Annotated in this window: 6 protein-coding genes; all 6 read left to right on the top strand. The window is 62.7% G+C overall.

Features of this window, described 5'->3' with window-relative positions; genetic code table 11:
- Positions 1 to 977, top strand: a 977-nt coding sequence (locus HP499_RS19020; RefSeq protein ID WP_172325731.1) for an ABC transporter substrate-binding protein, incomplete at its 5' end; no start/stop codon positions are given.
- A gap of 122 nt (positions 978 to 1099) precedes the next feature.
- On the top strand, positions 1100 to 2077 hold the full coding sequence (locus HP499_RS19015; RefSeq protein WP_172325730.1) for an ABC transporter permease: 978 nt from the start codon (positions 1100 to 1102) through the stop codon (positions 2075 to 2077).
- Between the two features lie 10 nt (positions 2078 to 2087).
- Entirely contained in the window at positions 2088 to 3026 is a 939-nt protein-coding gene (locus tag HP499_RS19010; RefSeq protein ID WP_172325729.1) for an ABC transporter permease, read from the top strand.
- Positions 3023 to 3985, top strand: coding sequence for an ABC transporter ATP-binding protein (locus HP499_RS19005; protein WP_172325728.1), 963 nt, complete (start codon positions 3023 to 3025; stop codon positions 3983 to 3985). Before HP499_RS19010 ends, HP499_RS19005 begins: the two co-directional genes overlap by 4 nt.
- Positions 3982 to 5076 carry an ABC transporter ATP-binding protein gene (locus tag HP499_RS19000; protein WP_172325727.1) on the top strand — a complete coding sequence of 365 codons (1095 nt, stop codon included), beginning with the start codon at positions 3982 to 3984 and terminating at the stop codon, positions 5074 to 5076. Before HP499_RS19005 ends, HP499_RS19000 begins: the two co-directional genes overlap by 4 nt.
- The coding region (locus HP499_RS18995; protein ID WP_172325726.1) for a glycoside hydrolase family 32 protein at positions 5073 to 6519 on the top strand (1447 nt) is incomplete at its 3' end. The genes HP499_RS19000 and HP499_RS18995, both read left to right, overlap by 4 nt.

The raw sequence follows: 6519 nt of genomic DNA, 5'->3' as shown, positions 1-6519 counted from the left end.
TGCTTGCTTTTGCAGGCAACGACGGCGCCAACCTCGCCGCTGCGAACGGCGATGTGGACTGGGCACCGCAGTACATCCCGAACATAGAAAAGACCTTCGTTTCAAAGGACAAGGAACACCGCCAGTACTGGTTCCCGGCTACCGGTGCCATGATCAACTGGCAGCTGAACACCACCAAAGCTCCGTTCAACGAAGTAGATGTCCGCAAAGCGCTGAGCATGGCCGTGGACCGTGACCAGGTCACCAAGATCGGCATGAGCGGCTACGCCAAGCCGGCGGACTGCACCGGGCTCTCCGGCAATTATGAGAAGTGGAAGAACTCCGCCGTCAAGGACAACTGCACGTGGACAAACCATGACGTCCAGAAGGCCAACGAGCTCCTGGACAAGGCAGGTTACTCCAAGGGAGCTGACGGGAAGCGCACGCTCAAGGACGGCAAGCCTTTCGAATTCAAAATCTCCGTAGGCGCCACGTCCTCGGACTGGCTCTCCGTAGCCAATGTCATTGCACAGAACCTGGCCGAAGTTGGCGTGACCGCCAAAGTGGAGTCTCCGGACTGGGCGGCAGTGGTTGCCGGCTACGAGACCGGGGACTTCGACTCCGGCATCGTCTGGAGCGCGAACGACCCCAGCCCGTACAAGTACTTCAACACTTCCATGGGCACCGCCAGTGTGAAGCCCGTTGGCACCAAGACGTTCGATAACTACCACCGCTTCGGCGATCCCAAGGCCGACGTCCTGCTTGCCGACTTCGCCTCAGAGGCGGACGAGTCCAAGCAAAAAGACCTCGCCAACAAGCTGCAGGAAGAGTACAACGACGTCGCACCGCTGGTGCCGCTGTTCTCCGGCCCTGAGTGGGGTGCCTTCAACGACACCCGCTTCACCGGATGGCCTACTGAAGGCAACCCCTACGCCACCCTCTCAGTGAAGTCGCCCACCACGGTCCTGGTTCTGACCACCTTGGAACCTCGCAAGTAATCCACCGGGTCATCTACGGCCTGACTTTGCACGCCCGGCGGCCCTGATGCCGAACCGCTCTTGCCGCCGGGCGTGCCGCCTTTCTTTCCACAATTCCCGCAATTCCCGAATGGAGGGAAACCGTGCGCTTCATCCTGCGCCGCCTGGGTTTCTACCTGATCGCCTTCTGGGCGTCCATCACCCTGAATTTCCTGCTTCCGCGCTTCATGCCCGGGGACCCTGTCTCCCGGATGTTCGCCCGCTCCCAGGACCGAATGCAGCCCGAACAAATCGAAGCCCTGCGCAAGCTGTTGGGTGTTGACGACCGGCCCATATGGGAGCAGTACGTCGATTACCTGCACAACGTCTTCACCGGGCAGATGGGTGTTTCCATTTCCCGTTTCCCCACCCCGGTCACGGAGGTCATCTCCTCGCAGATCGGTTGGACGCTGTTGCTGGGCGGCACCGCACTGGTAATCGCCGCCGTCGTGGGTAACCTGCTGGGCATCTTGGCCGCTTGGCGGCGTGGCGGAGCGATCGACTCCGCGCTTCCGCCGGTGTTGGTTTTCATCGGCTCGTTCCCGTACTTCTGGCTCGCCATGGGTGCGCTGTACCTCTTTGGCGTGGTGCTGGGCTGGTTCCCGATCCGCCACGCGTTCACCGACGGTTTGGAGCCGGCATTCACCTGGGAGTTCATCGGCGACGTCGGTGCGCACCTTGTGCTGCCGGCGCTGACGATCGTGCTGGTTTCGATCGGTGGCTGGATGCTGGGCATGCGAAACACCATGATCGCCACGAACTCCGAGGACTACATCACCATGGCAGAAGCCAAGGGACTCCGTCCTAGCCGCATCATGCTCCGCTACGCAGCACGCAACGCGATGCTCCCGTCGGTAACAAGCTTTGGCATGGGGCTGGGGTTCGTGGTGGGCGGTGCGCTGCTCACCGAGGTGGTGTTCGCGTATCCCGGCGTGGGTTACCAACTCCTCAATGCCGTCCAAGGCCTGGACTACCCGCTCATGCAGGGTTTGTTCCTGACCATCACCGCCGCCGTCCTGCTCGCCAACTTCCTGGTGGACATCCTCTACGTCCGCCTCGACCCGCGCGTGCGCAGCAACTAGAGGACTGATCATGACAACCGCACTTTTGAAGCAGCCAACATCAACACCGGCTGTCCGCAAGCCCAATCGCAGCTTCGTCCACGGCCTCCTCAGCAACAAAAAGGCGTTGACGGGCTTGGCCGTGATGGTCATCTTCATTGCGCTGGCCCTGTTGGCGCCGGTGCTGTTTCCCGGCGACCCGTCAAGGATCACGGCCATGGCTTCCATGGAACCATCAGCCGAGCACTGGCTGGGCACCACGGCCAAAGGACAGGACGTGCTCGCACTGACACTGCATGGCTCACGGAGCTCCCTGTTCGTCGGTTTGACCGTGGGCTTGGCGTCCACGTTCATCGGCATCCTGGTGGGCCTCGCCTCCGCGTACTTCGGGAAGTTCATTGACGAAGCCCTTTCCTTAGTCACCAACGTCTTCCTTCTCCTGCCCGGCCTGCCGCTGCTGGTGATCCTGGCCGCCTTCCTTCCGCCGGGCCTGGGCACGGTGATCCTGGTACTCGTCGTTACAGGGTGGGCCGGTTCGGCCCGTGTCCTGCGCTCACAAGCGTTGTCCATCCGCTCCAAGGACTTCGTGGCCGCGGCGGTGGTGTCCGGAGAAAGGGCCGGCCGGATCATGTTCCGGGAAATTCTGCCCAACATGGCATCGATCGTCATGGGCACCCTGCTTGCCTGCGTGATCTACGGGATCGGCGCCCAAGCGGGCCTGGAATTCCTGGGCCTGGGCGATGTCAGTACGGTCTCGTGGGGCAACAACCTCTTCTGGGCCGGCAACGAAGGCGCCCTGCTCACCGGCAGTTGGTGGGTCTTCGTGCCCTCCGGCGTGTGCATCGCGCTGGTCGCCTTCGCCCTGGCCCTCATCAACTATGCCGTGGACGAGGTCACCAACCCACGGTTGCGCAAAATCAAAACGCCTCAAGCAACACCCGTGAAAACCGAAAGGAGCGCCGCCAAATGACCATCTCCCAAGTTTCCTTCGGATCCCACGAACCTGTCCTGGACGTCAAGGACCTCACGGTCAAGTACATCGGCGATACCAGGTCCACCACCGCCGTCCAGCGCGTCTCCTTCAGTATTGGCACCGGAGAGGTGTTCGGCCTCGCAGGGGAGTCAGGCTGTGGGAAGTCCACTATTGCCAACTCGATCATGAGGCTCCTGAAGGATCCGGCAAAGATTGCAGGGGGCAGCATTTCCTTCGGTGGCAGGGACGTTCTGGCCATGAGCCCTGAGGAGTTGCGGCGTTTCCGTTGGCAGGACGTGGCCATGGTCTTCCAGTCCGCCATGAACTCGCTCAACCCGGTCCTGACCATCGGCGAACAGATCGTGGACATCTTCACCACGCATGCCGGCTACTCCCGCAAGGAATCCCTGCGGCGGGCCGGTGAGCTGCTGGAACTGGTAAGGATTGATCCTGCCCGGCTTAAGTCCTATCCGCACCAGCTGTCCGGAGGCATGCGCCAGCGGGCAGTGATTGCCATGGCCGTGGCCCTCAAACCGTCCCTGTTGATCCTGGATGAACCCACCACCGCGCTGGACGTAGTGGTGCAGCAGGAAATCATGGCACAAATCAAGGAACTCCAGCGTGAGCTCGGTTTTTCCGTTCTCTTTATCACGCACGACATGTCCCTCATGGTGGAACTCTCGCACCGAATGGCGGTGATGTATGGCGGCCGGATCGTGGAGACTGCGAAGGCCCAGGACGTTTACGCCAATCCCCGCCATCCGTACACGCAGGCCCTCATGGGCGCGTTTCCGCCGCTGACCGGCCCCCGGGTTCCACTGACCGGATTGCCCGACGGCGTGAAGTTCCGGAACATTCCGGACCTCGCCGAAGTGGCACCCGGCCATTTGGTGGCACCGTTTGGTGACGACATCCCGGTGATTGATTCAGTAAACCTGGAAGGAGCCGCACGATGAGCCACTCACTCATGACCCCATCGGCCGTGGCCGGCACCGGCACCCCTGCACTTGAAATCCGGGGCCTGGGGAAGTCATTCCCTGTTGGCGGATTGTTTTCCAGGGATTCCGTCCGTGCCCTGCACGGGGTTGACCTGGCTATTGGCAGCGGCGAAATCGTGGCGCTTGTGGGGGAGTCCGGTTCCGGCAAAAGCACCTTGGCACGCTGCATCGCCAGGCTCGAGAAACCCAGTTCCGGTGAGATCCTCATTGACGGCGTCGACGTCCTCAAACGGGATCGGTTCCAAGCTTCGCGTGCCTTTCGATCGCAAGTCCAGATGGTCTTCCAGGACCCTTTTGGCTCCCTGAATCCGGCCCACAGGATCGAACATTTCCTGCGGCGTTCGTTGGCGATCCACGGCAAGGGCGGCGGTTCCGAAGAAGCCACGCGGCGCCGGTTGGAAGAACTCATGACCACCGTTGGCTTGGAAGCGGACATGTTGAACTCGTATCCCCACGAGCTCTCCGGCGGCCAGCGCCAGCGTGTCGCAATTGCCCGGGCACTGGCAGTTGAACCGCAGGTCATCCTGGCCGACGAACCCACCTCCATGCTGGATGTTTCGGTCCGCATCGGGGTGCTGAACCTCATGCGAAAGCTGCGCGATGAGCAAGGCATCTCCATGCTCTATATCACCCACGACCTCGCTTCCGCCCGCTACTTGGCGGACCGGACCGCGGTCATGTTCGCCGGTGAACCGGTGGAGGAAGGCGAGTCCTTGGACCTCCTGGCCAACCCGGCGCACCCTTACACCCAGCTCCTGGTCTCGGCTGTCCCGGACCCGGCCCGGGCAGGTTCCTACGATCCGGTCCGCAGGGCAGAACTGCGGCAAGCGGTGATGGCCTCGACGCGCTGCGCGTTCGACGGCGATCCGAACCAGCCCTGCTCCGCAGAGGAACCCGTCCGCCACCACGTAGGTGACCCCGCCAGCCGCCACTGGGTCCGCTGCCATCTCTATCGACCGTGGGCCGCCGCCGGCGCGCACGCATTGGCCAGCGAACCAACCAACCCCAGCCACCCGGCGTCGAACGCTCAAGAAGAGGCTCCCGCATGACTGAACTGACCCACCCGCTCGCTACCGTTCCGCAGGATGAGTTGGTGTCCCGCGCCGAAGCTGACTCCCTGAGGCCGCGCTTCCACTTTGTTTCACCGGCCGGTTGGCTTAACGATCCCAACGGTGTCAGCCAATGGGATGGCACCTACCACCTCTTCTATCAGTACAACCCGGAGGGTGCATTCCACCATCGCATCCAGTGGGGGCACGCCACCAGCACCGACCTCGTCACCTGGAAGGACCAGCCGGTCGCGCTGGAACCGTCCGGTGGGCCTGACGCTGAGGGTTGCTGGTCGGGGGTTTTGGTGAACGACGACGGCACGCCCACCCTGGTGTACTCGGGACGATTCAATGACAGGGAACTGCCCTGCGTTGCAGTGGGCTCCGCGGACCTGCTGACCTGGACCAAGGATCCCGGCAACCCCGTGATTTCAGCCCCGCCTGTTGGCGTGGACATCACCGCGTACCGCGATCACTGCGTGTGGCGGGAAGGAAGCACCTGGCGTCAGTTGGTGGGTTCTGGAATTCGTCACCGCGGCGGCACGGCGTTCCTCTATGAGTCTTCGGATCTGCGGTCCTGGGACTACGTCGGTCCGCTCTTCATCGGCGACGCCTCGAAGGGCGATCCTGCGGACACCGACTGGACGGGGACGATGTGGGAATGTGTGGACTTGTTCCGCGCCGGGAAGGGATCCTTGGGTTCTGAATCGGCTGAGGACTCACCCGATGTGCTGGTTTTCTCGGCGTGGGACGACGGCGAAACCCGGCACCCGCTGTACTGGACCGGCCGTTACTCCGGGGATAGTTTCGAGCCCGAGGCGCTTCACCGGCTGGACTACGGCGGCCGGTTCTTCTACGCACCGCAGTCTTTCCAGGATGAGTCCGGCCGGCGTGTCATGTTCGGCTGGATGCAGGAAGGGAGAAGTGATGCAGCGATGGTCGAGGCCGGCTGGTCCGGTGTCATGAGCCTGCCCAGGGTCGCTACCCTGGGCGAGGATGGAACCTTGGAGTTCACTCCGGTCCGTGAAATCGAAAAGCTGCGCAGAAACCACCTCAGTGTTCCGGCCCGGGAGTTGGAGGGGCGTGATGCCCTGGCGGAAACCGGTGTGTCCGGCAACCAGTTGGACCTCGAGCTGGACGTGCAACTGGCTCCCGGTGCCGAAGTCCGGCTGGGAGTTCTTGGGTCCGCAGATGGTGCCGAGGAAACGGTGATGTTGCTGGGCCGGGATGCGGACGGAACAACCGCCGGCACCCTCCGCCTTGACCGTACCCGAAGCAGCCTTGATCCCGCCGTTGATGTGGAGGACAAGTCAGGCCCCGTTCCCATGCCGGACGGGCGGGTTCGGCTGCGTGTCCTGGTGGACCGGTCCGCCGTCGAAATTTTCGCCAACGGGAAGCCGCTCACGGCCCGGGTCTATCCGACCCTGGGCGGCGAGCGCGTGA

It is taken from the genome of Paenarthrobacter sp. CM16 (assembly GCF_013179505.1).
GTDB lineage: Bacteria > Actinomycetota > Actinomycetes > Actinomycetales > Micrococcaceae > Arthrobacter.
Note: the sequence above shows the minus strand (reverse complement) of the source record. Positions and strands in the feature narration are given on the sequence as shown.

What these genes read in the sequence shown, in the direction of transcription:
- HP499_RS19000 (WP_172325727.1), top strand. Translation starts at nt 3,982, where the DNA reads ATGAGCCACTCACTCATGACCCCATCGGCCGTGGCCGGCACCGGCACC.
- HP499_RS19005 (WP_172325728.1), top strand. Translation starts at nt 3,023, where the DNA reads ATGACCATCTCCCAAGTTTCCTTCGGATCCCACGAACCTGTCCTGGAC.
- HP499_RS19010 (WP_172325729.1), top strand. Translation starts at nt 2,088, where the DNA reads ATGACAACCGCACTTTTGAAGCAGCCAACATCAACACCGGCTGTCCGC.